At 43.8% G+C, this 24,355-nt stretch carries 22 protein-coding genes and 4 pseudogenes; 13 read left to right on the forward strand and 13 right to left on the reverse strand.

Features of this window, described 5'->3' with window-relative positions:
- Nucleotides 1-87: 87 nt before the first annotated feature.
- A complete protein-coding gene (locus NG346_RS10530; protein WP_262288722.1) occupies nt 88-414 on the reverse strand; it encodes a hypothetical protein in 327 nt (108 codons plus the stop codon).
- A gap of 229 nt (nt 415-643) precedes the next feature.
- Entirely contained in the window at nt 644-2,698 is a 2,055-nt protein-coding gene (locus tag NG346_RS10535; RefSeq protein WP_262288723.1) for an outer membrane beta-barrel family protein, read from the reverse strand.
- Nucleotides 2,699-2,909: 211 nt separating this feature from the next.
- Between NG346_RS10535 and NG346_RS10540 the strand changes: the two genes are divergently transcribed.
- The 6 genes and pseudogenes from NG346_RS10540 to NG346_RS10565 all read left to right on the forward strand — a co-directional run bounded on the left by NG346_RS10540 (nt 2,910) and on the right by NG346_RS10565 (nt 9,140).
- Entirely contained in the window at nt 2,910-5,219 is a 2,310-nt protein-coding gene (locus tag NG346_RS10540) for an outer membrane beta-barrel family protein (RefSeq protein WP_262288724.1), read from the forward strand.
- A 12-nt stretch (nt 5,220-5,231) separates the two neighbouring features.
- On the forward strand, nt 5,232-5,582 hold the full coding sequence (locus NG346_RS10545) for a hypothetical protein (RefSeq protein ID WP_262288725.1): 351 nt from the start codon (nt 5,232-5,234) through the stop codon (nt 5,580-5,582).
- 376 nt (nt 5,583-5,958) lie between these two features.
- A complete protein-coding gene (locus NG346_RS10550) occupies nt 5,959-6,678 on the forward strand; it encodes a DUF6088 family protein (protein WP_262288726.1) in 720 nt (239 codons plus the stop codon).
- A 131-nt stretch (nt 6,679-6,809) separates the two neighbouring features.
- Nucleotides 6,810-7,652: pseudogene (locus NG346_RS10555) on the forward strand (nucleotidyl transferase AbiEii/AbiGii toxin family protein).
- Nucleotides 7,653-7,658: 6 nt separating this feature from the next.
- Nucleotides 7,659-8,000 carry a hypothetical protein gene (locus tag NG346_RS10560; protein WP_262288727.1) on the forward strand — a complete coding sequence of 114 codons (342 nt, stop codon included), beginning with the start codon at nt 7,659-7,661 and terminating at the stop codon, nt 7,998-8,000.
- Between the two features lie 168 nt (nt 8,001-8,168).
- Entirely contained in the window at nt 8,169-9,140 is a 972-nt protein-coding gene (locus tag NG346_RS10565; RefSeq protein WP_262288728.1) for a hypothetical protein, read from the forward strand.
- A gap of 411 nt (nt 9,141-9,551) precedes the next feature.
- Here NG346_RS10565 and NG346_RS10570 read toward each other — a convergent pair whose 3' ends face one another.
- The 4 genes and pseudogenes from NG346_RS10570 to NG346_RS10585 form a co-directional block, all read right to left on the reverse strand.
- A complete protein-coding gene (locus tag NG346_RS10570) occupies nt 9,552-10,547 on the reverse strand; it encodes a virulence protein RhuM/Fic/DOC family protein (RefSeq protein WP_262288734.1) in 996 nt (331 codons plus the stop codon).
- A 368-nt stretch (nt 10,548-10,915) separates the two neighbouring features.
- A pseudogene (locus NG346_RS10575) lies at nt 10,916-11,536 on the reverse strand (integrase); the annotation flags it as partial.
- Nucleotides 11,537-11,682: 146 nt separating this feature from the next.
- Nucleotides 11,683-11,862, reverse strand: a complete 180-nt coding sequence (locus tag NG346_RS10580; protein ID WP_262288729.1) for an ADP-ribosylglycohydrolase family protein — start codon at nt 11,860-11,862, stop codon at nt 11,683-11,685.
- Nucleotides 11,863-11,921: 59 nt separating this feature from the next.
- Nucleotides 11,922-12,263, reverse strand: a complete 342-nt coding sequence (locus tag NG346_RS10585) for a hypothetical protein (RefSeq protein WP_262288730.1) — start codon at nt 12,261-12,263, stop codon at nt 11,922-11,924.
- A 373-nt stretch (nt 12,264-12,636) separates the two neighbouring features.
- Here NG346_RS10585 and NG346_RS10590 point away from each other — a divergent pair, with 373 nt between their 5' ends.
- Complete coding sequence (locus NG346_RS10590; RefSeq protein ID WP_262279311.1) at nt 12,637-13,236, forward strand: hypothetical protein; 600 nt, start codon at nt 12,637-12,639, stop codon at nt 13,234-13,236.
- 157 nt (nt 13,237-13,393) lie between these two features.
- Here the strand turns inward: NG346_RS10590 and NG346_RS10595 are convergent, their stop codons facing one another.
- The 5 genes from NG346_RS10595 to NG346_RS10615 form a co-directional block, all read right to left on the reverse strand.
- Nucleotides 13,394-13,729, reverse strand: coding sequence for a hypothetical protein (locus NG346_RS10595; protein WP_262279310.1), 336 nt, complete (start codon nt 13,727-13,729; stop codon nt 13,394-13,396).
- A 108-nt stretch (nt 13,730-13,837) separates the two neighbouring features.
- Complete coding sequence (locus tag NG346_RS10600; RefSeq protein ID WP_262279309.1) at nt 13,838-14,422, reverse strand: DHH family phosphoesterase; 585 nt, start codon at nt 14,420-14,422, stop codon at nt 13,838-13,840.
- A 216-nt stretch (nt 14,423-14,638) separates the two neighbouring features.
- Entirely contained in the window at nt 14,639-16,294 is a 1,656-nt protein-coding gene (locus NG346_RS10605) for a tetratricopeptide repeat protein (protein WP_262288731.1), read from the reverse strand.
- A gap of 120 nt (nt 16,295-16,414) precedes the next feature.
- The gene (locus NG346_RS10610) at nt 16,415-17,158 is read right to left on the reverse strand and encodes a hypothetical protein (RefSeq protein ID WP_262281238.1); all 744 of its coding nucleotides are present in this window, start codon (nt 17,156-17,158) and stop codon (nt 16,415-16,417) included.
- Nucleotides 17,159-17,173: 15 nt separating this feature from the next.
- Complete coding sequence (locus tag NG346_RS10615; RefSeq protein ID WP_262281239.1) at nt 17,174-18,076, reverse strand: hypothetical protein; 903 nt, start codon at nt 18,074-18,076, stop codon at nt 17,174-17,176.
- Nucleotides 18,077-18,914: 838 nt separating this feature from the next.
- Between NG346_RS10615 and NG346_RS10620 the strand changes: the two genes are divergently transcribed.
- From NG346_RS10620 to NG346_RS14635, 6 genes and pseudogenes are all read left to right on the forward strand, one after another.
- A complete protein-coding gene (locus NG346_RS10620; protein ID WP_262281240.1) occupies nt 18,915-19,526 on the forward strand; it encodes a hypothetical protein in 612 nt (203 codons plus the stop codon).
- Nucleotides 19,492-19,839: a hypothetical protein gene (locus NG346_RS10625; RefSeq protein ID WP_262288732.1), complete on the forward strand. Its 348-nt coding sequence runs from the start codon at nt 19,492-19,494 to the stop codon at nt 19,837-19,839. Before NG346_RS10620 ends, NG346_RS10625 begins: the two co-directional genes overlap by 35 nt.
- 6 nt (nt 19,840-19,845) lie before the next feature.
- Nucleotides 19,846-20,199, forward strand: coding sequence for an IS66 family insertion sequence element accessory protein TnpB (gene tnpB / locus NG346_RS10630; protein ID WP_262288733.1), 354 nt, complete (start codon nt 19,846-19,848; stop codon nt 20,197-20,199).
- A gap of 653 nt (nt 20,200-20,852) precedes the next feature.
- A pseudogene (locus NG346_RS10635) lies at nt 20,853-21,668 on the forward strand (IS66 family transposase); the annotation flags it as partial.
- A 12-nt stretch (nt 21,669-21,680) separates the two neighbouring features.
- Nucleotides 21,681-21,908 (forward strand): hypothetical protein, encoded by a 228-nt coding sequence (locus NG346_RS10640; protein WP_262288735.1) that lies wholly within the window; start codon nt 21,681-21,683, stop codon nt 21,906-21,908.
- A 57-nt stretch (nt 21,909-21,965) separates the two neighbouring features.
- Nucleotides 21,966-22,091, forward strand: a pseudogene (locus NG346_RS14635) (helix-turn-helix domain-containing protein); the annotation flags it as partial.
- A gap of 133 nt (nt 22,092-22,224) precedes the next feature.
- On the opposite strand, the gene NG346_RS10645 reads toward NG346_RS14635, so the two are convergent.
- Nucleotides 22,225-23,313 (reverse strand): S1 family peptidase, encoded by a 1,089-nt coding sequence (locus NG346_RS10645; RefSeq protein ID WP_262281244.1) that lies wholly within the window; start codon nt 23,311-23,313, stop codon nt 22,225-22,227.
- An 81-nt stretch (nt 23,314-23,394) separates the two neighbouring features.
- Complete coding sequence (locus NG346_RS10650) at nt 23,395-23,982, reverse strand: MATE family efflux transporter (protein WP_262281245.1); 588 nt, start codon at nt 23,980-23,982, stop codon at nt 23,395-23,397.
- Between the last annotated feature and the right edge of the window lie 373 nt (nt 23,983-24,355).

The raw sequence follows: 24,355 nt of genomic DNA on the forward strand, positions 1-24,355 counted from the left end.
GCTAAAAAAGAGTTACGGCAGCCTCGGTTGTTACCTCAGACTCGTTCTGAGGAACACCACGGGACTGGCGTGGCACCCTATGTTTATCTAATATTTCGGATATTTGTCCCCCATGATTTCCTTGATCCTTGCTTCAAGGTCAAACTTCGGGTCGTGCTGCTTGATGAACAGAAGATACTTCACAAGAACTGTTGAAGTTCCTCCGCCATGTTCAAGCCGATATACCCCCTCGTACCGCTCGCCAATCGCCTTTGCAACTGCATTAATTGAAAGTTGCTTGTGGCTATCATCGAATTCGCCAAATTCGTTAGCCCCGAAGTTTTTTCTCCAGGAGGACAATGCAACCCCGACTGCCGACATAAGATTCATGTTGCGATAGTCCTTGGTCAAATTCTTGTAAGTTGCCTGTGCCATACTATTACCTTTCAATTCACATTACAAAAATACTAGTATTTTGCTTCAAAAGTTCCAAAACTATTTAAAAAATATTGTTTTGGCACTTTTCCTTATTTTTGTTTTCTCATTGGATTCAATTTTCTCATTCTTGACATACTCTCATCCTTTCAGGGGTGAGAGTATGTCAAATATCGCAACAGCAAAAGCTATCTAAGGGCATTAAGGCAATTCTATTCCAAATATCATTTTAATTACTATGTAATATGGAACTATCAACTCTTTCATCAATGTTCTTTTGAGTAAATGGAATGCGTTTTCCAAAATTAAAAGTATATGCAATCGACAGGTTATAATAATTATAAAGTCTGTGATTTAATATATCACGCTGCTCTTCATAATACTTGGAAAGTATTTCTTTTCTAATGTGACGATTATAGAATGGTGCAAATGCATTGAAGCTGATTAATAAATTATCTTTACTATATGAAACTTTGAAATTATAGTTGAACGGCTGTTTCACTACCTCCAGCGAATACTTGTTAAGCTCTGACTTGGCAAAGTTGATACCGCTCATAAAACTCCAGCTTTTATTGAGCCATTGCAACCTTATGTTTGCTGTAAAGTTGTTGTGTGACCAATGTTCTGACAATGATATATCTGTTTTCTGGTAAGAAAGGCTGCTGCTGATGCTAAATGAATTCGGCAAGCGAATGCTCGCTGCAAGCATTGCAAGCAAATCCTGATTATGTCCATCGTTAGCAAACGTCTGGATAATGGTTCTGCCTTCTCTTTCATAGCTATAGCTTACTGGATTATGCGAATAGCTATACTGCATGATGGCTGCCATATTGAGAATTTTATATTGCCAGGAATAATAAATGGAGTTTTCTATGTCATGAGACTTTCTGATATTAGGATTTCCTTGCCGAATCAGGTATTGATTGACGGATACAGGCGTGTTGTTGATGGTTGCCATGTCATAATTTGAATTTACGTACATGAAAGACCATTGCAATGCGCTGTTGTGAAGCTGATAGCTTGCCTTTAGATTCACTCTTGGAGTAAGTTGCCGGAACTGTTTACTGCCGGTTAAATGATACTGGTAATAGTCAACCCCCAACCTGCTTGAAAAATAGATATTGTTGTTGATAGGAAATTTACCGCTGACGAAGGCCAGTGCTTCGTTTTTCCAAAGGCGTTTGTTCTGAGTTACATCATAAATGTAATCTGTATTGTAATGCGTGTAGTAATCAAACATTTCTGCCGTAAAAGAGCTCTTCTTATATTTCAAAGTATAAATGGCTCCGGTGTTGAAAGAATTGACATTCTCATTGCATTTGATGGTATAATGATATGCCGATTCCTCATAGGAATAGTTATTATCATTATTAAGGTGCCTGGCATGTATACCTAAAGAGAGGTTTCCATTCTTACCCGCGGGAATATTGGCATTCAGGTCTACTTTCGGTGAATAGGATTTGTCTGCGGCATTTGACATGAAGGCATTAGTCTGGCAGGGACTTATAGAAACGTCACCATAAGTTATATTCCCCGGATTCTTGATGCCGACAAAGGTGAACTTACCGATCCAATAGCTCTTATCGGTTTGGTGAGAAAACTGAAATTGGGCATAACCGGTACGTTTCTTATCTTGTTGCACAAAAGATGAATACCGGTCAATCTGAAAGTCAGCGAAATTATATTTCTCATCTGTTTGGAATGAATTATCATCGATTGAATAATATTCATAACCTGTAAAAAAAGAATACGCATTCTTCCCTTTACTAACAGATGAAGTTATATTGTAGCTGCCCTTGTTGATGTTTACAGCCTGCTCACCAGACAGCTGAACATATCCACCGGATTTGTATTGACGAAGTACAAAATTTATTGCCGAAACATCTTTGCTGTATTTTCCGTCAGGCATGTCGTAATACTCTATGCGCACGACATCAACAGGATGAATATTCTGTATGTCACGGACTTCTGCCGGCTGCCCATTGATATAAACACCTGCTACTGAGCCTTTAGCCTTGATGACACCATCGTCTTCAATGTCTATCCCCGGAATCATCAAGTTCCGAAGTAAGGCATATCCAGTATCCGAATGTCTTTTCTGACGATTGCTGGGAAGGATGTTGATATGGTTATTTTCTCTATACACACTTTTAGCCAACACCAGCACTTCACCCAAGTGCTGCGTTGACAGTGAGTCAGATATACTGTCCACAACATTAGTAGCTGACGCATGATGGTTGAAGAGCAACAATAGAAAGGCGGATAAAACATGCAGCCATTTCATATTCAATCTATGTAGTTTTTAATGATGCCTCGTTTCCATGCTAATTCCTTAACAAAGGATTCGAATGGGAATTGACTATTTTCCATTATACATGGAATAGCAGCCTACGAATTCAAATAGCAAGTGCAAATTTACGAAAACTTTTTCGTAAATTTGCACTTGCTATTTGAATTCACAAAAATTAAGGTTATAATCAAAACATTGAAAATATATGAAAAGGATTGTATTGCTTTCAATGATATGCCTCGTGGCGATAACATCGACCGCACAGAGCATTAGCGGGTGTGTAATTGACGAGCAAGCGCAGCCGATGCCGTTTGCTAATGTTGTACTCGTCAACCGTGCCGATTCCGCTTTCATCGCAGGAACCGTGACCAAGGACGACGGAACATTCAGCATCAGCACCGACATACAAGATGGTCTGCTGAAAGTGACAAGCGTTGGATATACGACAAAGTATCTCGATGCACGGACTGGAAATGTGGGCGATATCCAGATGCAGCCCGACACGAAAGAGTTGGGTGAAGTGGTGGTGAAGGGCGAACGTCCACAATATAAGATGACCACGGGAGGCATGACCGTCGATATTCAGAACTCGCTTCTGAAGGATGTCGGTACGGCTGACGATGTGCTGTCGATGCTGCCACAGGTACAGGGTGGCGACGGCAACTTCACCGTCTTTGCCAAAGGTACACCTGAAATCTACATCAACAACAAGAAAGTACAGAACGCCCGCGAACTGAAGCGGCTGAAGTCCACCGACATCAAGAGCGTGGATGTCATTACCTCGCCTGGTGCCAAGTACAATGCAGAAGTCGGGGCGGTCATCCGCATAAAGACGAAGAAGCGTCAGGGCGACGGCATCAGCATGGAGGCATCCAGCCAAGTAAAATATAACGAGAAATGGACAACCTACGACGATGCCACGGTAAAATATCGCACGGGCGGTTTGGAGGTGTTCGGAAACATGATGATCAATAACGACAACCATTCCGAGGACAATACAATAACGACTGACATCCGGGCAAACGGTAATCACGTAAATATTGTACAAGCTTGTCCCTCCAACTTTTGGTACACCATGCTTGGCGGACAGATAGGAGCCAGTTACGACTTCAACGATGACAATTCTATCGGTTTCTCCTATACTTTAAGCGGGTCACTCTATGGAAGAGGAACGGCTCAGACACAGCAGACCATCACACGAAACAACGCCCCCGAAGGAATAGTTGACCAATTTATTGAAATGAATATAAATGACCGCCCACAGCATGAGGCAAACATCTACTATGTGGGCAAGGCCGGGAAACTCGGCATTGACTTCAACGGCTCGTGGATATGGGAGAAAAACATGCGCGACCAGGCATCCTTTGAACATAGTCTGCAACTGGCCGACCGCACCGTAACTACCCACAACGAGAACCGCAACCACATGTTGGCAGGAAAACTGGTACTGACCTATCCGATATGGAAAGGCGAACTGAGTGCTGGCACGGAAATGTCACGTTCCAACAGCCACGGTATCTATAGTAATGTGGAGCAAGTGATGGCTCCGTCCAATGATGAAATCAAGGAAAGCAATGTAGCGGGATTTACCGAATACAAATTGAAGTTGGGTGATTGGAGTCTCAACGGCGGACTACGTTACGAGGCCGTCACGTCCGACTACTATTCCTTCGGTCAGTACCAAACAGAGCCGAGCCGCAAATACCACGATCTGTTTCCGAATATCTCCGTCGGCTGGCAAAAGAACAAATGGGGCATCCAACTGGGCTATAACAAGCGCATCAGCCGCCCCAACTATCAGGCTCTGAACTCAAACGTGCAATACGATAATCGCTATGAGTACGAAGGCGGAAATCCTTTGTTGCGTCCTACCATCAAGCAGAACCTCGACCTTAACGTCACCTACTCATGGCTGAACTTCACAGCAGGCTACGGCTACAACAAGGATTTGCGACTGAACTTTGGCTATCTGTATCAGGAAGGAACAGAGATTACCCTCTGGACCAACCGCAACTTCGACAAGTTCGAGAGTTTCAACGCTTCGCTGACTGCCTCGCCAAAATTCGGTTTCTACAGTCCCACGCTGACATTGAGCTATTGGCAGCAGAACTTCGACACCCAGGCATACGGCCTCGCCACAAAACTCAACAAACCAGAATGGCAGATAAACTTCCGCAACTGGTTCACCATTAACAAAACCACGAAGGCGATGCTCTATCTGCATTATTCCACCAGCTACGACTACGGCTTTAACCACAATGCCCATGAGTTTAACATCAACGCGCGAGTACAGAAGACCTTCCTCGACGGCAACCTCACCGTGGCCCTCTTTGCCAACGACATCTTCTGCAATCTCCGTGAACGATGGACGGGTTATTATCCCGTTTCCACAATGGCAAAGGATGCTTATGTCTATACACAAAACGCCGGTGTATCGCTTACATATAACTTCAACGCCACAAACTCAAAGTACAAAGGTACGGGTGCTGGTAATGAGGAAAAGAAAAGGCTCTAAAACATCCCAACTATGCAGAACAACTTCAAATACATAAATCTCTCATGGGCCGTGGTGGGCATTTGCGAAAATGATCGCCAGCCCCTTTTGGTTCATATCCCAGGCATCGACAAGGATGAGGCCGCAGCCGTGGAGCATTACGTCATCGGCTACATGGCCTTCTGGCACATCGTCTTTGTGAATGAAGACCACCTCGTACCATGCCGCGACGACACCCTGCGCAACGAGGCCCGGCAGAAGATAGACCGCTACATCGCCAACCATCCGCCCGTCGAGACCTTCCCCCGCTTCTACCTTGTTCTTCTTCGCCAACCCATCGCCCCGATGGAACCCGACGGCATGAGCCGCGTGTATCAGATGTAAAATAGGCAAATGTCAGACAAATGTCAGGAAAGACATTCGTTTGTCAGGCATAAATGACTTAACAGACCACATATAAATTCTAAAATATCCTAATAGATAAGAAGTTATCTATGCGAAATAGTGTCAAATCAAAAGTAAATGCTTATTTTTGTAGACAATATCGTTGAAGCCGACCCTGCAAAGAGCCGACTTTTTTAGTACGAAGCAATTGATTGGACATGGATAAAAAGGAAAGAGAAGTCATCAGACAAAGGAGAGATGAAGGGTATGGGATGGATTATAGCATGAAAATGGTTAAAGAAATATATAAAAGTCAAGTTTATTGCGCAAAAAACAAGACTTTTATTAACTTTACACTCGAAAAAAGAAGATAAACATGGTTATAGCAAGACTGGTAAAGGAAAAATTGTCATCAACCCCTGCTGGGGTTGTATTGACAACAAGAGACTTTGGGGTGGAGATGCGGTATCAGCCGGCACTCGCCAAAGCTCTCAACCGTCTTGTGCTCCGAGGCGAGCTGCAAAAGATAGCAAAGGGGAAATACTATATTCCGAAGAAGACCATTTTTGGAAATCTGAAACCTGCAGATTCTGAACTTGTAAAAGACTTTCTGGAGCAAAATGGCAAGATTGTGGGTTACATTACAGGAACTGCCGCATTTGCAGCTATGGGTCTGACAACACAGATAAGTTCATCCATCCTTGTCGGCACAAATAAATATCGGAGACCCATCACAAGAAATGGCGTGAAAATATCTTTTTTGTTACAAGAGAACCCCATAACATCAAGCAATATTCCACTACTTAGAATATTGGATGCTCTGCGCCTTATAAAGGACATTCCTGCCACTTCACCTGATGACTGTGTGATAAACATTTGCAAAGCGATCAATGCTCTTTCAATGGAACAGAAGCGAGAATTGGCAGAACTATCCTTGGCATACACCCCTTATGTAAGAGCTTTGCTTGGTGCCATCTACGAGAACATGGAACTGGAAACGGAAACCATCAGCAAAACATTGAATGGAGTGACCAGTTACAAGTTGCCAATCTCCGACAAAGTATTACCAAACAAAAGAAACTGGAACATCATATGAGATTACATGAAAACTGGGAGTTGTTCTCTGACGCATTGTAAGCAGCATCACAACCTATAGAAGATGGAGGACTTGGCATCAAGAGCATCTTCATCGAGAAGGACTATTGGATTTGTCGCTCGTTGTCATTGATGGCTGCGAACGACAAGGATAACCGTGCCATTTTCAAAGGAGGAACAAGTCTTACAAAAGCATATGGTATCGGTAGTAGATTCTCAGAAGACATAGATATTGCTATCTCTGAGGCATGGACGCTCAGCGGCAACCAATTGAAGATGCTGATCAAGTGAACTGCCAAAAGCATGACGGAAGGTCTGCAGGAAATGGATATGCCTGGTTTTACGAGCAAGGGATCTCACTATCACAAGGCATACTATTCTTATCCAAGAGCTATTGATACATTACAAGTAGGTGCTATCAAGGCAGGACAGTTGCTTGTTGAAATCAATTCCTTTGCCAATCCATATCCATTTAAGAAATGTAAACTGAAAAGCTTCTTGACCGAGTTCTTGCAAAAGACAGGCAACGAGAACTTGATAGAGGAATACGGTATGCAACCTTTCGAGGTGAATGTTCTCGACAGGCGTAGGACATTGACAGAGAAATTGGTATCATTGCTTCGCTGTTCCTTAGCCGACAACTACATGCCGGAATTGACAGCCAAGATACGCCATTTCTATGATTTGCATTTTCTCTTGAATGATGCCGAGACACAAGACTATCTGAAAAGTAACGCTTTCAAATCAGACTTCAGCAAATTGTTCGCGCAAGACCAACAGAGATTCGACAAGCCCGAAGGATGGCAAAACAAAGACATCATGGATTCTCCAATCATCAGTGACCTACATAATGTATGGGCAGCGTTAAGCAACGTCTATGCAAAAGAACTACCTGACCTTGCCTACAAAGATATACCGACTATTGAGAGTATCGAAAATAGCATGGAGCAGTTGATTTCGTATTTGACAAAATAAACGGTTATGGCAAAGAAGCATAAAGGACATTACTGTAAGATGTGTGGTGAATACAAGTCGAACCAGTCTTTTTCGGGGAAAGGTCATGCCCAACACATCTGTAAAGAGTTCATGGGTGAGATGAAGAAAGGGTACAAGAAGATTTTGGACTTGCCTTTCGGGGACAATGAGTTTGAGATCGTTGATGTCGATGAATATACCGATACTTTTTGGCGTATAGGTCATTTTGCGTTGTATTTTTCTGTACCCTTGATTCCGCAACAAAGTGCACAATTTGTTGTTGATATTTTTTATAAGACTCTGAGGAACAATAAGTTTCCTCAGAGTCTTGTCATTTGCAGAATTTGACCTATAGAGATATAGTACAAAAAAAAATAGCACGCAAAATGACCTATACGCCAAAATTTATAAATAAAAATAAAAAATAATTTGCTTTTTCAGATAATTATATTTAACTTTGAAGCCATAACTAAAAAAACAAAACAATTTGTTTAACAATTAACAACCTGAAAAGTTATGAAACAAAGTTCGATTTTCTTTATTTCTTTAATTGCCTGTATTACATTTGCATCATGTGGCAATTCTGTTACCGACGAAGCAGAAACTTCTGGAATTTCTGCCGGTGAGACTACCAAGACGGTTTCTTTTAACCTTAACGACGAAGGCGGCAAGATCGTATTAAACCCGGCTACACGAGTCTTCAATACTGATGGCAAACGATACTACGCCATTAACATTTTGGAATTGAATGATAAAGAGTATTCGAAATACGCTTATGGTCTTTTCGATGCAAACAGTCCCATTTCAGCCGTAATGAAGGAGGGGCACAAATACAGGATCGATGTCCTGGAATTCCGCAATGACCGAGACACTCTTTACCACGATGGCAACAAGTTCTACGAACCAATGTTATCAAATGGAACTAATGCTACCCCTTTGGAGAATGCGTTTGTTTACGATAAGAATGCCAATCTTACTGGTATCTATACAGGAAAGACTAAGGTGGGTGAGGAGAAAAGCGACACCACATGGTATCCGAGAGCATATAAATATTATACATCTATAGATAATTTTGATCCTTCGACGTCGGATAAATTGGATATAACAGTAAAGCGTGCGTTTTTCGGCATACACTATATAATTACTCCTCCAAAATATGGTTCGGTAACCTTAAGCTTACTGCGCAACCATCATATAACAATAAGTTCTACAGACCCTGTTTATGATGAAGAAATTTTCTATTCGTTCAATCAATTGCCACCTGCCTCTGTAGAAGGATATAATGCGATAATGGATATTTTTGCTGTTTGGACAGATGACGATGGAAATGTCATTGCAAACGAGAAAGGTGAAATCAAAGTTAAACGAAATGCTCTCTCTGAATTCAAAATTAACTTTATTGGTCTCAAAGATTTAGGATTTGATATTAAAGAAGAAACAACGCCATTGGACTCTTTATATCAAGATTGGACAGTTAAAGCTCAATGATGTGGTAGCATTTGCTCGCCATGTCTGATGCTTTTTGTAAAGCCCATTCCAGTTATCTTATATTTTTGAGAGTTGGAGGTGGCTTCCCCCTCGAAGAGTTATATAACCAGCATCAACGGAGACAATTATTATTTATGTGAAAGGCGCCCTATTGCGGGTGCTTTTTTTGTTATGTAGTAATCTTTCTTCGGCCTAATCAGAGCCCCTTGCTTGAGACAGATGTCGAACGTATGGTCGTGAGATACATGAGTAACCAACGTAGTGCTCGGAGAGGTACTCTTTACGAGCTAGTATTATCAATAACGGTTTCATCTTCGTTCTATTGCGTCACGGCGGAATAAAAGTAACTTATGATTCAAGTCGTTACCCATCAGTATTGACGGGAAGACTACAGACAGATGTCTTAACAAGTTATTTGGCATGTCCGATAAGGTTCACGACAACTTTTATCATAGTATCCTTTTCCTCAGGACGGCTTTCGGCAATGAGCAGAGTAAGGGCAACAAGGGTTGCATCGTCAATTCGCTTATTGTGCATATCGCCATAGAGAATGCCGTTCTCGTTCATAAACCAAAGAAAGAGGGTAGCGGCAATACGCTTGTTGCCATCACTGAAACTGTGGTTCTTGGTGACAAGATACAGGAGCATGGCTGCTTTCTCCTCTACGGTCGGATAAAGATCCTGACCTCCGAAGGTCTGATATATCTGGCCTATGCTACTCTTGAAACTGTCGTCCTTCTCGTTGGCGAAGAGTCCGCTTCCGCCAAATTTCTCTCGCAGTTCCGCAAGGACTTTCATTGCACCTTCGTATGTAGCGTGGAACTTCTCCTCTGTGGAACTTTCTGGAATGCTCAGCCGCTGGTAATCATAGTCGTCAAGACGGTCAAGGGCGAAAGTGTAGTCCACGACAACATCAAGCAGGGCGTTGCGCACCTCCTTGCTGAGGTCTTGCAACTTCACCGTCCTCGCCATCGAGCGTACCAATTGTACCATCTGCCGGTAGTTCTCCTCACGGATTCGCTGGTTGATAGCGTAGCCTTTGATGAGATAATCCCTCAATACGCTTGTAGCCCATTGACGGAATTGAATACCTCTCTTCGTGTTTACACGATAACCAAGCGAGATAATGAGGTCAAGGTTATAATAGGTTACATTACGACCGACCTGTCTCTTGCCCTCCGTTTGAACTGTTCGGAATTTCCGAACAGTTGAATCGGCAGCCAATTCACCATCCTCATAAATGTGCTTGATATGCTCACTAACATTGGCTTTGCTGGAATCAAATAACTGTACCATCTGTGCCTGTGTCAGCCACACCGTTTCATTCTCCAACTTCACGTCAAGTTGGTTTTTTCCGTCTTCGGTCTGATATATGACAATCTTGTTGTCGAGTTCATCCTTGTTCATCTTCACTTCAATTTGCTTATCACTCAATCTGCTTTAATGTTTAATCTACTCTTGATGACATCCAAAGTGAGCGCGTGACCTTTAACCGTTTCTCTTATTAAGTGCTCATACTGATCCATCAGCTCTCCCCAGTGTCGGCGTTCCTCATAATGTGTATCACCTTCCTTAGCATCGCGAATTTGCTCATATTCTGCTTGACTGTATTCTCTGCCGACATGATGGTAGATTGACTTACGGTCAATGGTAAACCGCACTGACAATGGATAATCCTCGGTATTCTTTCTGTTCGTCCGCTTGTCAAGCGTGAGCGAGAAAGTGCAGTTGCGGTCACGAAATGACAGTGCTGCCTTCAGGCGCGCCTGACGCTCGCGCATAATCTCTTCAAGCTCTTCCAAAGAAAGTGACGCAAGACAATTCAGAATCTTCTGCTTTCGTTGTTCGGTATTACTCTTGATGTCCAGCAGCAGGGAATTGTATTCCATCTGCTTCGCCAGTGGGTAATGCTCAATGTAGAGTTCCGTCACCGAATGATCGGGCATTGAGTGTCCCATGCTCTCAGAGATGTAGTTCATCTCAACACCCGCATTGCGAAGGTTCGTAGCGAAAGAATGGCGGCACCACGTTCCACTGGGGCGAATATCCCAGTGAAGGCACTCGTCGCAGATCCTTATCACACGATCCTTCACATTAGAGTTCTCCTGTGAGGTCAGCCGCCGAACTGTTTTCTCGTCAGTGGCCCCATTCAGAATCCAAGGGAAGACCGCCTTGTCCATCTCGGGTGTTGCGGCAATGTCATGCAGAATATAACGCAGTGGCTCGATGATAGGAATGATAACCTCCGAACCGTTCTCACTTCTCCCGGCGGTCTTTTTACGGTTAAACAAGAAAGCCTTTCCTTGTGACTGAAAGTAGAAGTTGTTATACGTGAGTTGAGCTGCATCGGCAAGGTTGAAGCCATTGCAGAGATATTGTACGAAGAAAAGACCCACTTTGCATAAAAGCCCACAGAACTGACCCGCATGCCGCTGCCGTTGCCCCAGCTGTTGTATGGTTTCGGCTCACGCTCTATAAGCCACCGTTTGAAACTGCCACCATATCCTGCCCAAGGATATTTCAGACCCAGCTCACGCATACACTACACGAGGTATTCGTGACTGTGCGTCTTATCTTCCGTCAGCCATTTCGCCACGGCGAGCGTCATCACCGTGTCATCGGTAAACTTGCTGCGCGGTGTCAGCAGATGAAAGTAATAATCCTTTGTGTTGTTGAACTCATACACGGAGCCCACCACGTCACCAATAATTGCACCTAACATAAGCTATTCTGTTTTGCTCTTTTCTGCCCACACTGTCCATAACAATAATCCCGCTACAGCTACATCCACCATATTCCACACGTCCCTGCCGGGTGCAATCTTGAAGAATGGCTGAACGTACATCTTCCGTCTGTATCGGCATCATTGGATGTTCGGAGCAAGTTGCAGGGCTTCTTCATAAAATCACTCCACGAGTTGATATTGTCACCATCCGCATCCAGTCCCGTAAAGTATATATGACTGCCATTGGCAAGCGTAATGTCATAATAATATTCATTGCAGATAAGAACCACTCCCGACTTCTGCTCAGCAAAAATCTCCTCAGGTGATTTCTTACAACCAACGAGCAAGATGGTTGCAAACAGTAATAGAAATTTGAAGGTTGTTTTCATATGTACCATAGTTTAGAGCTCTATATCCTTACAACGTCATATCTTTCAGTTTAGTGTGTTTAGCGCCCTCTTATTCCGCAAGCACGTGTCCATGGTAAAGATTTATTTGTCGAAAAGAGATTTGAGTATCATCCTCCCTATCTTGCGTTCCACCCCAGCCTTGGAGGTTGGAATACCCGTTTCTCTTGCAAACTTCTGTTTTTTACCCGTATGTCCCAAATGACTTCGGGGCTGGGTGGGCTTGCTCCGTTTTTTAGGAGGTTTTTGTCACTGTTGAACGGATATACTCCGTTTTTTCAGCCCTATTTCGGTCATTTTTGGCCTCCGGTGAACGGTTTTTTACCGTCTCCAAGTGGGTGGGATTGCTCCGATTTCACCACTCATGGAACGCAAGGAGATGCTTGACAAGGAGTTTGTCATGAATGTGGGCTATCAGCAATTGCTGTCGGAGTTCAACGATGCCATGCGGCAACAACTAATCACGATGCACGAGAAAATTCTAAAAACTTATCATGCACTAAGAAGTACAAATATCTCAGGCGACTTGTCCGTATTGGGTAAATGCTTCTTGGGCTATGATTATTCCAAGATACATCCTGTACAAACCATACGGTGCAAGAAAATATGGTATATGCTGAATGGATCCCTTGACAGCTTCTTCAATGAGAGATACGATGGTGGTGGCTGCGGCTTAGACGGCTGGCACTATGATGCAAGTTATGATAATGCTGAAAGCTTGGACAATCTGCTTTACCTGAAGACAACAACTGGGATGACTGGTTCAAGGACGATCCCCTTACCGTTGACATGCAAATTGTTTACCCAGTCCATAACCTGCTCGAATATACGGCTTTCTCCATCTTTGACTTATTATGGGTGCGCGATTTTAACATTGAGTTATGGACCGAGTTGGACTATCAAACAGATAACTGTAGAGACGAGGAGGACCTTGATTTTGACCAGAATGACTATTGAGACATAGGAGAGCCTATTTAGGTTGCAAGATGCTCTTGGTCAACGGTCCTAAGTCGGACCAGTTGCCAATACAATCTGGGCAGCACAAGGCGTCTTGCTCAAAGACGCCTGAAAAATCTTTCTTTTGCTTCATGCGAAATGGTTTTGACGTTTGACAGGGTGAGTTATAAATATGGCAACTGTCGTATTCTTATGCTCTCGATACGCGGGAATCTCTTGCGCAGGACAGCTTCAAAAGCGAGAACAGAGCTTATGTTGCACTCTATGCGAATGTTGAAGAAGCATTTGGTAGCATAGAACTTGATGATGTTACCTGGCAGCAATTTTGATGCGCCGAGGTCTTTAGTGGCCAATTCGAGGCTGATCCAAAGATCGTCCATGCACGGCATGCCGTACTTAGACTTGAGTTGCTCTAACGTGCGATTGATCTCATCTTTCACTTCGTCTGAAGCTTTGATCTGATAAATACACTCGCAAAGAAAGGAAGTTTCTTCTGTCATATTATTCATTTTGATTACAAACATATAATAGTCGCACCGAAAAGAAAATTCATTTTTTTCGGCAACTTTTTTTATGACCGTATTCTTTACCTTCTTTTTGGCAAGGATTCAGTTTGCAAAGTCATCTTTATGCATCAAGATTTCTCTTATCGCCTGCTCTACATTCTCCTTTTTATCGGTATATATGGTACCATTGGCAGCATAACTGTGACCGCCTCCCTTTGGATTGAGTTCCTTGGCAATTTTCACGCAGTCGTACTTCTGGGGAGAGCGGATACCAACCTTGAACATGCCGGGCTTCTCCTCGCGGGCACCAAAAGAGAGCTCGATGCCGGAGATGCTAAGTGCTTTGTCGGGCATACCTTCGAGATAGCCGTTGTGGTAGTGATACCGTTGCAGCATCGCTTGGTCGGCAATGTACCAGGCGGCATCATTCTCCATCTCTGTCGACGCTGCCACGGCAGCCTGAAGACGATAGACGTCAACCGGCTTCTCGTTGTAAGTCTTGTTATAGAGCCACACATTGTTGGCACCCAACATGATGAGACAAGCAGCTCTTTCGAATGTCCTCGCACTCGGGTTGCGGGCGGAGAAATTGATGGTGTCGGTCATGATGCCGCAATAGAGACAGGTAGCGCAGTCCTTTGAGATAAATTTATATTGGGAACTTTGCTCCTTGACTATGTCATACAAATTCTCGAAGAGCAAAACGAGAATCTCACAGGTGGACGGCGACTTAGGTTGTACGATGGCAAGGTCGGAACGAATGACGCTGTCGGCAGTTAATATCTGAGCCTGAATTTGGACCTAACCAGTTTTGTTGGTGTCATGCTCTATACACATAAAAGGGGATGCGTCTGAAATTTTACACATCCCCTATACCTGATTGTTAGTTCTCTAACATTAAAATTACTGCCATGTAAATTTCACGGTGTATCTACCACCCCTTATAATTGCTATGAATTTTGCGCCTACGATATCTACCAACTGCATTAGTCTTCTGCCTCTTTCAGACGACATGAAAGCACCTGCTAAGGTAGCCTTGTACATGACGTATAAGTTATTATCACTTAGTAGCATGCGTACGTTATAAGGAGTGTTATCAGAGTATCCATAAACAATATTAGCTTTTGCATCATAGCGAATTTGACCGCCAAAGTTAGCAAGCTCCTTGCGTGCTTCGGCCTTTTCAAGGGCTGCCTTCCGAATATTTTCTTTCTCTGCTATGGCTGCTGCTTTTCGGTCTTCTAATACTTTCAGACACTTTTTATTACCCAAGGCAACACCTTTTTTTAGATACGTTTCGGCAGATAGTTTGTTTGCAGTTGTCCCCTTACCAGATCTAAACATATCATATAGATAATAATATGCGTCGTGATACTTGTCAGCTGTATTCTTGAACAGACTAATTGCATCCTTATAATTCTGCCCATTCTCGTTGTTATAATAGCTTTTAGCCAACTCATAAGCTACATCAGGCATGCCTTTGTCAGCACCTAGTTTAAAGGCCCATTCCTGATCGCTAGACCCATTCTTAAACTTGCTTGCTAGTTCCTTGACTATTTTAATATTAAAGTTAGGATTCCCTGCGAGCCTCAAGTAATTATCGGAATCTTTATATATGCGACTATAGTATAGAGCTTCGCTTAGATATGTACTGTCATTAGAATTAATGACTATATCTACAATTTTTTTGTATGCTTTTTCGCTTTTACCAATAAAAGGTGAAAGAACTTTGAGCGCATTGCCATAATCTTGGTTCTTCTCATATTTATCAGCAATGTATAGTCTGCCATCAACATAATACGGAAGATCACGTGCTATCTCGTCTTTTTCTGTTTCGGAGTCAGTTATGTGGAATAGTGATATTGCTGCTTCTTGACAATTTTCTGCATATGCCTGGCGTAGATATGCAATGGCATTTTTTATGTCACCTTTTAGCCTATATGCCTCACCCAGTCTATATGTATTGTATGGACTGGCAGGACACTTCTGAATTAGAGCTATAGCGTCATCATATTTTCCTTCTTCAAAATAAGTTTCTTTTAGGTCTCTTGTAGCCCGTGCATATCCATTGTCGCTAGACTTTTTTAGATATTCCAAGGCTCTCTCTTCGTCACGTGCTATACCTTTGCCATTCAGAAGACAATATCCCATTAGATATTGAGCCTCGGCATTGCCATCGTTTGCAGCCTTCTCAGCTTCAGGCGTATAGCTTGAATAGATGTCGTTAAAATCAGACAATTGCTGCTCTGACCCGATAACCAATACCGCAATGTCATCTAAGTCTGCATTTTCCTGTGCGTCAGAATAGTAGAGTGGCTTGTAGAGATGTATAGTCCGATAACCAAGAAAGTCCTTAGGATAACTTCTGAGTTTTTGATAGCCGCTCCAACCATCACCTACGAAACTCCAAGAAAAAGTATTTATTGCATATTGTGATTCCTCTCCTTCTTCCTCAGTAAAGTTGACACCTATATTCATTATAGTCGAAGCTCTACCACTTGTTCTGACTTTAATGCCTTCTCTAAATTTTGGGGAAAGTCTCGGGTAAGCTTTACCCACTTCGACGTTTTCCCCTCAGCACTAATGTTTATTGATATTAATGATAATAAAAATATCAAAAACAGTATATTCTTTTTCATACACTATTTAGTTGAGATTAATTATGTGAATTGATTATTTTCAATATCTTTCTGCAATTACAGATTCTAGAAACAGATTCTTATCCCAATTCAAAGACAGGCTTGGGTTGCCTTCACGGATAAATCGACAAGGGATTTCCATCCCAAAGTCTCTTGGGACATATATGCGTTGTAAATCACATAGGAAATCCTCTATATAAGTACTCTCCATACCTACAAATAGCTTTTGGTAATCGGCAGTGGCTATCCGATACCCCATCCGCGCCCTTGTACTCTTCATCATTACACCTTTGGCAGCAGTCTTCACATCTGCATGTAAATAGAGCTGCTTGTCAGGGAGAATAACGTAATCATGAAGAACCAACCCTAAACGCAAGGTTATATCATACCAAGCAACTTCACCAACTTCTGCAACATGTGCGTCAGTAGTAAACTGTCGAATAGAGTCGTATAGTGAATCAAAATCTTTTTGCTCTGTCAGCACAGCCTCGTTTGACAACAACAAAATCACAACTTCACGGGCGGAATCCTTAGGCATACGTCTGAGATGACGAAGGCGATTATAGACGCAGTCAAACCAAAGTAGGTTCTTATCTGCATGAGCCCGTGCTTCATCAAGGATATAGAATATATCTCCAATAAGACTTCTTCTTATTTTGGAGTTGCCTTCAGCATAGAGATTCCTCCCATGATACCTTTCTATTTCAGAGGCTATATAACCTTCATGCTGATGAAGGTATTTCTCTAACTGCTGATCAGAGATAGTGATTACTTGTTGACTCATAACAATGTATGCTGATTATTTCTTAGATTTAGCCTTACCTGCCTTGCCTGTGTTCTTTGTCTTACTTGCTTTCAGAAAATCACTATACTCATTGCCTGTAAACTTCGCATATTTGAGCAAAGAAGCAATTGGAGACTGGTTTTTATATTCTATGGTGATATCCCAATTCAAATCATGTTGAGAAGCAGCATTGTAGAATCCATTTAATCCAAGGATAGTATAGGTATAAGACTCTCCTGGCTGCAGATCAACGCCAACTTCTACCTCTTTCTGTTCTGCACTTGTTATTCCAGAAGGTGAATAGAATGTAAATACTACATTGTAATCAGAGCCTTTAATTGGCACACTGCCACCATTTGTAATGGCTTGAGTAGCCGACACACTTGGATACCATCCACCTTGCCAGGTATAGTTTCCTGATCCCCAAGTAATACCTCCCTGGATTACATCTGAGAATTTCTTCATCAAGAAGCTAACATATTTACCCTTGGGATCCATCAACTTGTTGTTTTCAAGATCACTAAGTTTCTTAACAGGTACACCTGACTTAATAGCCAGATCATTAAGGGAGTCTTTTAGCTGAAACAAGCCATAAGTTTGGATAAGCTTTACATCTTCTTTCCCTTCTGCCTTGAAGACCAGCTTTTCCTGCTTCACATTCTGGATAGTAGCAATGTAATTGCCGGTCTTCTCGTCTTTCTCTACTTCGATCTCTCCATCAGCAATCTTTTTCACTGGCGAGATGGCTGTAGCATTCTTTGCATCTGAATAGATGTCATAAATCGTAGCCTTGTCGTTAGTGTTGATGGCTGTTACGAACTGTTTCGTTACTTCCTTCACCTTATCTTTATGAGAGTCACAAGAGGATAAGGACAACAGGGTAATTGCTATAACCAAAAACAATTTTACTTTATTCATAGAGTATGATTTAAAATTAGTTATTCGATTGTTAGGAAGGGCTATGCATCAAGATATTGAATATCCAGACTTCAAAGTCATTCTTATTCATAGAACCAAAGCCCAGCTGAAGATATTCGTCTAAAAAGGAATCCAAGTATCTGCCATACCTCAAGTTTTGTTCACTGTCGGATCCCAAGACAGCAAGATTATTATTGTTTTGGTTAGCATATACAAAAAAGCGTGGGATTCATACTGTCACCCGTCCCACACTTGGAGGCCTTCGCATTGCCCATCACTGTTGAACGAGCAACGCAGAAGCCCACGCCTGTATGTATATCGCACCTTTGGCATACCCTATATATAATAAGGTACACCGCCGGCTGGTGTATACACACCCATGGACATCCACCGTTGCTTCATTCCCGACAGTGATAAGAAAGTTGCGAAGTTTCCAAGTGTCAAGAACAAAGCGTTAGTAAACGCCTTATCATATATGGTCATCACTCCACGGCACACATACCGCTTCAACATGAATGACGATGCAAAGATAGGACTTTTATCTTAAAGTTCCAAAACAATCTTGATAAAAATCAAGGGAAATGTTCTCGATTGTATTCGCAAGAATTGAAGGCTTCTTCTGTCATAGCATTCATTTTGATTACAGACATATAATAGTCGCACCGAAAAGAAAATTCAATTTCTGCGGCAACTTTTTTTCCGACGGCTGATTCTTTACTTTCTATCTATTTGATACAGAATAAAATAAGACGCAAGTGAAATAAAAATTGAACTTTAGGGCAATCGTTACTATATTATGCCGTTAGTAGAATATAGGTAAAACCAAACCGAATCAATTATGGAGCATGTATGTACTATCCGCTACAAGTTCACTTACTATCGCAAACCGGAACTGATTGCGAAGATTTGTGAGCTGCTGAAAGCACACCTCAACAAGCACTGCGCTGGAATCGGCAGTCTGCAATTCAAATACGATTATAACCGCGACCATGTAGAGACCCCTAAAGACCATGCCGATGGCGTTCCAACAAACCGGGAAGCCAACATTCTATGTGTCGAGGCCGAACTCAAAACCCAAGACGACAACATCGGGAACATACTCGGCACAATGATGGAGGACACACCGAAAGGATGTATGGGACAAAGTTTGAAAGGCCATTACACTTACACAAAAAAATCACGGATGGGCAGTCAGAAAGCGATGATAGAAATAAAAGTTACAATAGGATGCGGATATAAGTTTGACGAGAAACCTGAGCATTATTCAGAACCCAGGCAGAACGGTATATTCTCGGCAGATAATTTCCCAAAGGTGAATGAGTTCTTTCGCGAGCTTCAGTGTAAGCGTCTCGGCATTACCGTATTTCAGCCTCGCTTAAAAGTCTGTACCTTTGCGTGCACAAATTATTATGAATATGGCAAGCAAAGACAAGTACAAGAGTCTCCTTGAGCGGTACAAGCAGGCTCTCATCAAGAATCCCAAGCTGAACTTATCGGCTTATTGCCGGTTAAACCGCGTCAGCGTCTCCGGCATGCATCATTACATTGAGGACATCGGTCAGTCGGTCAAGTCCATCCGGGATGCCGTCCTGAAGGCTACCGAACATCAGGATTGCGAAGCGTTTGTCCCATTTATGGCTGACAGCCCACATTCCGACGTCGACCGTGCGGACATCACGATCCAACTATCCAGCGGAACTTTGGTGTCGGTTTCCCATTGCGATGCCAGCATCATCACGGCAGTGTTGAACGCATTAAAGTAACAGCCTATGTTCGGACTTTCAGAATCAACAGTGTATTACATGTGCCAGCATCCGGTAGACATGCGCAAGGGTATCAACGGGCTGTACAAACTCATGCGCTCAGAGATGAAGATGTCACCCCTTACGGGCAGCGTCTTCATCTTTTATGGCAAGAACCATCAGAGCGTCAAGCTGCTTCGCTGGGACACCGACGGTTTTGTCCTTTACCAGAAACGCCTTGAGAAAGACACCTTCGAGATACCCAAGTTCGACGAGGCCACTGGGGGCTACAGGATGCCCTGGAAGACGTTTTCTCTGATCATGCAGGGCGTTTCGCTCCGGTCTGCGAGATACCGCAAGAGATTTAAGATTGAAGTTTAGAGCACTTTTAACTGTTTGATATACAGTAAAATAATCAATAAAATAATCTCCAAAACATGCTTGATTGTCAGATAAATTTAGTACCTTTGTACTATGACAAAGGACGAAATCATAGCGTCGTTGCTGGACCAGCTGAAGAACGCCAACAACCAGGTAGCCGCTCTTACAGGGCGGGTTAACGAGTTGTTGGCCAAGGTGCCGAACTGACGGCCGTCATCAAATCCCTGCAGGAGGAAAAAGGCGCAAAGGAGAAGGACCTCAAGAAGGCCAACAACAAAATCAAGGGCATGGGCTAGCTCCTTGACAAGGAAAATGAGCAGCAGGTGGAGAAGCCGCAGCTTACAGATGAGGAAAAGAAAGTCCTTGACGAGGCTAGGAGCATCCGCCGGAAGGCCCGTGGCAACAACGGTGCCAAGAGAGATATCCATGAGGAGTGCGAGGTAGAATACAAGGACGTTTATCCGGATGATCCATCCTTCGACAAGCTCAAGGCATGTCCACTGGAAAAGATGAAGGGAGACGGCACGCCGGACTATCAGATCTGTACGAGATACGTCTATGTACCTGGGCACTTCAAGAAAGTAGTCTACAGACTCCACCGTTTCACGCAGGACGGCAGGGTGTTTGAGCCAAAGACCCCACCGGCTGTATTTATGAACTCCAATTACACCTCGTCCTTTGTCGCCGGACTTCTTCAATTGCGCTATATGTATGCCATGCCAGTGGAGCGGATCATCCATTATTTTGAAGACCAGGGCTTCAACCTCAAGAAACCGACAGCCGGCTTCCTGTTGGGCAGGACGGCGGAGACGTTGGGAAACTTCTACAAGGCCATACGCAAGGCGGTGCTCAGCGACGACTACATCGCTTCGGACGAGACCTACTTCAAGATACTTGTCCCGGAGAAGAACTCCAAGGGGAAGGGAGTGAAGAAAGGCTACTTCTGGGTCATTGTGGGCCAGAAGAGTGGACTGCTGTATGTCGTCTACCGAGACGGCTCGCGCGCCGGAGATGTCATCTACGATGAGCTCCACGGCTATCACGGCACCATGCAGAGCGACGCAGCAAGCTTCTACAGAAAGATACAGGGCGAAGATCTTCCCAATATAATAAGGATAGCCTGCCTGCAGCATATCAAGAGGAAGTTTATTGATTGCATGGACGCAGAACCTGATGCAAAGAAAATGGTCGGTCTCATCAACAAGCTCTACCACGAAGAGCACAAACATAAGATAGGAGAAAACAGTTGGACGGTGGAGGATAACTTCAAATGACGACAACAGTACGCCCCCGCCATACTGGCAGAGATAAAGGACAAGCTCGATGAAATACTGAAAAAGACGGACCTGCTTCCAGACAGCGAGCTGTCCAATGCCGCCAGCTACTTCAACAACGAATGGGAGGCGGTAGTCGACATCTTTAAGAGAGGCGACACGGCCCTTGACAACAATCTGGTCGAGCGGATGAACCGCTACTTCTCCATGTCCAGAAGAAGCTCACTCTTCTTCGGTTCTCATAAAGGAGCCGAACGCGCCGCCGTGCTCTATACCCTGGCATTGCCTGCCAAGATGAACCACCTCAACTTCTTCGACTACCTCACTGACATCCTTGACAAGACGGCTAAATGGCAGCCCAACACTCCATTGGAGAATTATAGGAACCTATTGCCAGACCATTGGCAGCCATCAACACAAAAGCAACAGAACTGAGCAAGTATTCCTTGCTCAGTTTTTTTGTGGCAATACGTGAATGCCGATACGCTTACGATGAACTTCAATGAAGTGGCTGACCTATCAGGGTTTGGCGACTACAGCAACTTTGTGCGAGTGTTCAAGAATGTGTGCGGCATCACGCCTACGGAATATAGGCGGAACAATGCTGGGAAAGCGTAATGTACTGTGCCCTATTGTCTGACAATACCAAATATACTCTGATCGATATGTAGTCTGTCCCTTGATTCTCGTGTCCAATTGTCTCGATTTCTATCTTTCACATGAATATTCATATAAAAGATAAGGAACATGTTTAGCGCAGGAACGTGACGATCCGCATCAGCGGTATTCCAAAATTGAAGTTGTCACTGCCATAGCTCTTGGCAAAGTTCACGGCAATCAGCCGACCACGGTCATCGACGACCGGCGAGCCACTGGACCCGTGCATAGACGGAATGCTGTACATGACGCGCTTGCCGTCAGGCTGCTGAGTGATGGTGCCGCTGGTGAATTGTGCCCTTATGCCGTTGTCGGTCTTGGCGAGTGCCACACCATTGTTATAACCAATCATATAAACGGTTTGGTTGATCTCAAGCTGATGATCAGAGGCTGCCAAGTCTTTATCCACGGTGAAGATATAGCTGTCACTGGGCGTCTTTTTGCTGTTGAGCTGCAACAGAGCAAGGTCGGAATTGGCATCCTCCGAAACACGCAGCATGGTGCAGGGAGTTTTCATGAAGTCATCCCATGAATTGACATTACTGCCGTCGTAAGCGATACCGTACTGGGAGTGCAACTGTATGGAGAAGTTGTCGTTCAGAATATTACTCCTCACACTGTTCTTCAGGTTCTCCGCCTCCATATACTGTTCTTTCAGGTTTGCCACTTCCTGCTGTAAAGAAGTAATCTCGTCGTCACTCAGGTTAGTATATGTCTCGCCATAGTCATCCTCGTAGGTATTTTCCTGCGCATACTCCTGTATGGCAGCGTAGCGCTGGTCCATCGAGTCTTGAAGCGACTGGATGTATTGCGCGTAGTTCTCAATGATGGCATTGACGTTATTTCTCACCGCCGCCTTGTCCACCGTCGGAGCCACCACATGGCGGTTCGTCAAGATCCGTCCAGTCTCATCGATAAAGAATCCAGTACCATTCAGCACGCCGGGTTGCTTCTTGATGTCGGAGAGATTACCCGTAAGATTGATGAAGTTGCCTTCATCATCGAGACCGGAGAAATAGAGATGTTCGCCATTGAAGAGCATGATGTCGTAATAGAACTCATTGCAGATGAGTACCACTCCCGACTTCTCTTCGCTATAGATCTCCTGCGGATCTTTCTTACAGCCTGTCAGCAGGAGCAGGAAGAACAGGGTTATTAAGGGATAATAATGCTTCATAGCCATAACTGTTTCAGTTTATAGCCGTAAAATTAAGAGTTTATGTTGAATACTCCAAGTTTTGTTGGGAGGAATTTCGAAGAAACATCATTTTAGCTTTAACAGCCAGTCGAGAAAGATGTTGAGCACCGAGGTCGTGATGTTGGGCGCCATGGCAAACTTTGGTGCTCCGTCGAGGCGAAGCACAAACATACCGATGAGCAGTACTTGCGTAAGCACCGGCACGGGAAACACTGCCAAGAGATAGTCACGGGCATAAGGCATGATGCGGCCTTCACCGCCGAAGAGATGAGCTACGGAAGAAGGGAAGCAGGCAATGAGCAACGAGACGATGCCCATCAGTGCCACGGAGATGGTAAAGGCTTGTGTGACGTTGATGTTGGCGGCCTTCGTCTTATTATGAGAAAGGTGCACTGCCGCCACCACTGACACGCCACTGCCAAAGAGCAGGGCTGTGGCAGTGCCTATAATAAAGCTAGGTGCCGCTATATTCACGGCAGCCAAAGCGTCACTGCCTACACCACGGCCCACGAAGATGCCGTCGGCCACATTGAGCAGGGCTCCGAAGAGCAACCCTAAAAGCGTGGGGATGAACAGCTTGACAAACAGCCGCGGGATATTCTCTTTTCCAAAGTCGATACTGTCTCTGGGTGGATGTTTCTGGTTGTTACTCATGCTTTACTTCAATTTTTGCGTTGTTACATAACGAAATGAAGTGGCACTGGACAAGCGAGGCATTTAGCCCCGTCTTATCCAGTGCCACTTCCTTATGGCGCCCTCCAATGGTTGAGCAGTGCAAAGTTAGGACTTTTCTTCGAAACAGTTACTCCTCATTAATATTATTTATGACTGCGACCCCTTCATGTATTTCTATGCGCAAAATTAGTTGAATTATTCTATTCACGCAAGGGCAATGACACGATTTCCGGGCCCAAGGGGGATTGTCCGTGGCGGACGGATGCCGCTGCCTAACCAAAGAACTTGATATGATAGCGTGCTAAAACTATTTTTTTTGCTTACCTTTGCGGTCATGGAACAAGAAAAGATA

It is taken from the genome of Hallella absiana (assembly GCF_025457485.1).
Lineage (GTDB): Bacteria > Bacteroidota > Bacteroidia > Bacteroidales > Bacteroidaceae > Prevotella > Prevotella absiana.

What these genes read in the sequence shown, in the direction of transcription:
- NG346_RS10530 (WP_262288722.1), bottom strand. Translation starts at nt 414, where the DNA reads ATGGCACAGGCAACTTACAAGAATTTGACCAAGGACTATCGCAACATG.
- NG346_RS10535 (WP_262288723.1), bottom strand. Translation starts at nt 2,698, where the DNA reads ATGAAATGGCTGCATGTTTTATCCGCCTTTCTATTGTTGCTCTTCAAC.
- NG346_RS10540 (WP_262288724.1), top strand. Translation starts at nt 2,910, where the DNA reads ATGAAAAGGATTGTATTGCTTTCAATGATATGCCTCGTGGCGATAACA.
- NG346_RS10545 (WP_262288725.1), top strand. Translation starts at nt 5,232, where the DNA reads ATGCAGAACAACTTCAAATACATAAATCTCTCATGGGCCGTGGTGGGC.
- NG346_RS10550 (WP_262288726.1), top strand. Translation starts at nt 5,959, where the DNA reads ATGGTTATAGCAAGACTGGTAAAGGAAAAATTGTCATCAACCCCTGCT.
- NG346_RS10560 (WP_262288727.1), top strand. Translation starts at nt 7,659, where the DNA reads ATGGCAAAGAAGCATAAAGGACATTACTGTAAGATGTGTGGTGAATAC.
- NG346_RS10565 (WP_262288728.1), top strand. Translation starts at nt 8,169, where the DNA reads ATGAAACAAAGTTCGATTTTCTTTATTTCTTTAATTGCCTGTATTACA.
- NG346_RS10570 (WP_262288734.1), bottom strand. Translation starts at nt 10,547, where the DNA reads ATGAACAAGGATGAACTCGACAACAAGATTGTCATATATCAGACCGAA.
- NG346_RS10580 (WP_262288729.1), bottom strand. Translation starts at nt 11,862, where the DNA reads ATGTTAGGTGCAATTATTGGTGACGTGGTGGGCTCCGTGTATGAGTTC.
- NG346_RS10585 (WP_262288730.1), bottom strand. Translation starts at nt 12,263, where the DNA reads ATGGTACATATGAAAACAACCTTCAAATTTCTATTACTGTTTGCAACC.
- NG346_RS10590 (WP_262279311.1), top strand. Translation starts at nt 12,637, where the DNA reads ATGGAACGCAAGGAGATGCTTGACAAGGAGTTTGTCATGAATGTGGGC.
- NG346_RS10595 (WP_262279310.1), bottom strand. Translation starts at nt 13,729, where the DNA reads ATGACAGAAGAAACTTCCTTTCTTTGCGAGTGTATTTATCAGATCAAA.
- NG346_RS10610 (WP_262281238.1), bottom strand. Translation starts at nt 17,158, where the DNA reads ATGAGTCAACAAGTAATCACTATCTCTGATCAGCAGTTAGAGAAATAC.
- NG346_RS10615 (WP_262281239.1), bottom strand. Translation starts at nt 18,076, where the DNA reads ATGAATAAAGTAAAATTGTTTTTGGTTATAGCAATTACCCTGTTGTCC.
- NG346_RS10620 (WP_262281240.1), top strand. Translation starts at nt 18,915, where the DNA reads ATGGAGCATGTATGTACTATCCGCTACAAGTTCACTTACTATCGCAAA.
- NG346_RS10625 (WP_262288732.1), top strand. Translation starts at nt 19,492, where the DNA reads ATGGCAAGCAAAGACAAGTACAAGAGTCTCCTTGAGCGGTACAAGCAG.
- tnpB (WP_262288733.1), top strand. Translation starts at nt 19,846, where the DNA reads ATGTTCGGACTTTCAGAATCAACAGTGTATTACATGTGCCAGCATCCG.
- NG346_RS10640 (WP_262288735.1), top strand. Translation starts at nt 21,681, where the DNA reads ATGTCCAGAAGAAGCTCACTCTTCTTCGGTTCTCATAAAGGAGCCGAA.
- NG346_RS10645 (WP_262281244.1), bottom strand. Translation starts at nt 23,313, where the DNA reads ATGGCTATGAAGCATTATTATCCCTTAATAACCCTGTTCTTCCTGCTC.
- NG346_RS10650 (WP_262281245.1), bottom strand. Translation starts at nt 23,982, where the DNA reads ATGAGTAACAACCAGAAACATCCACCCAGAGACAGTATCGACTTTGGA.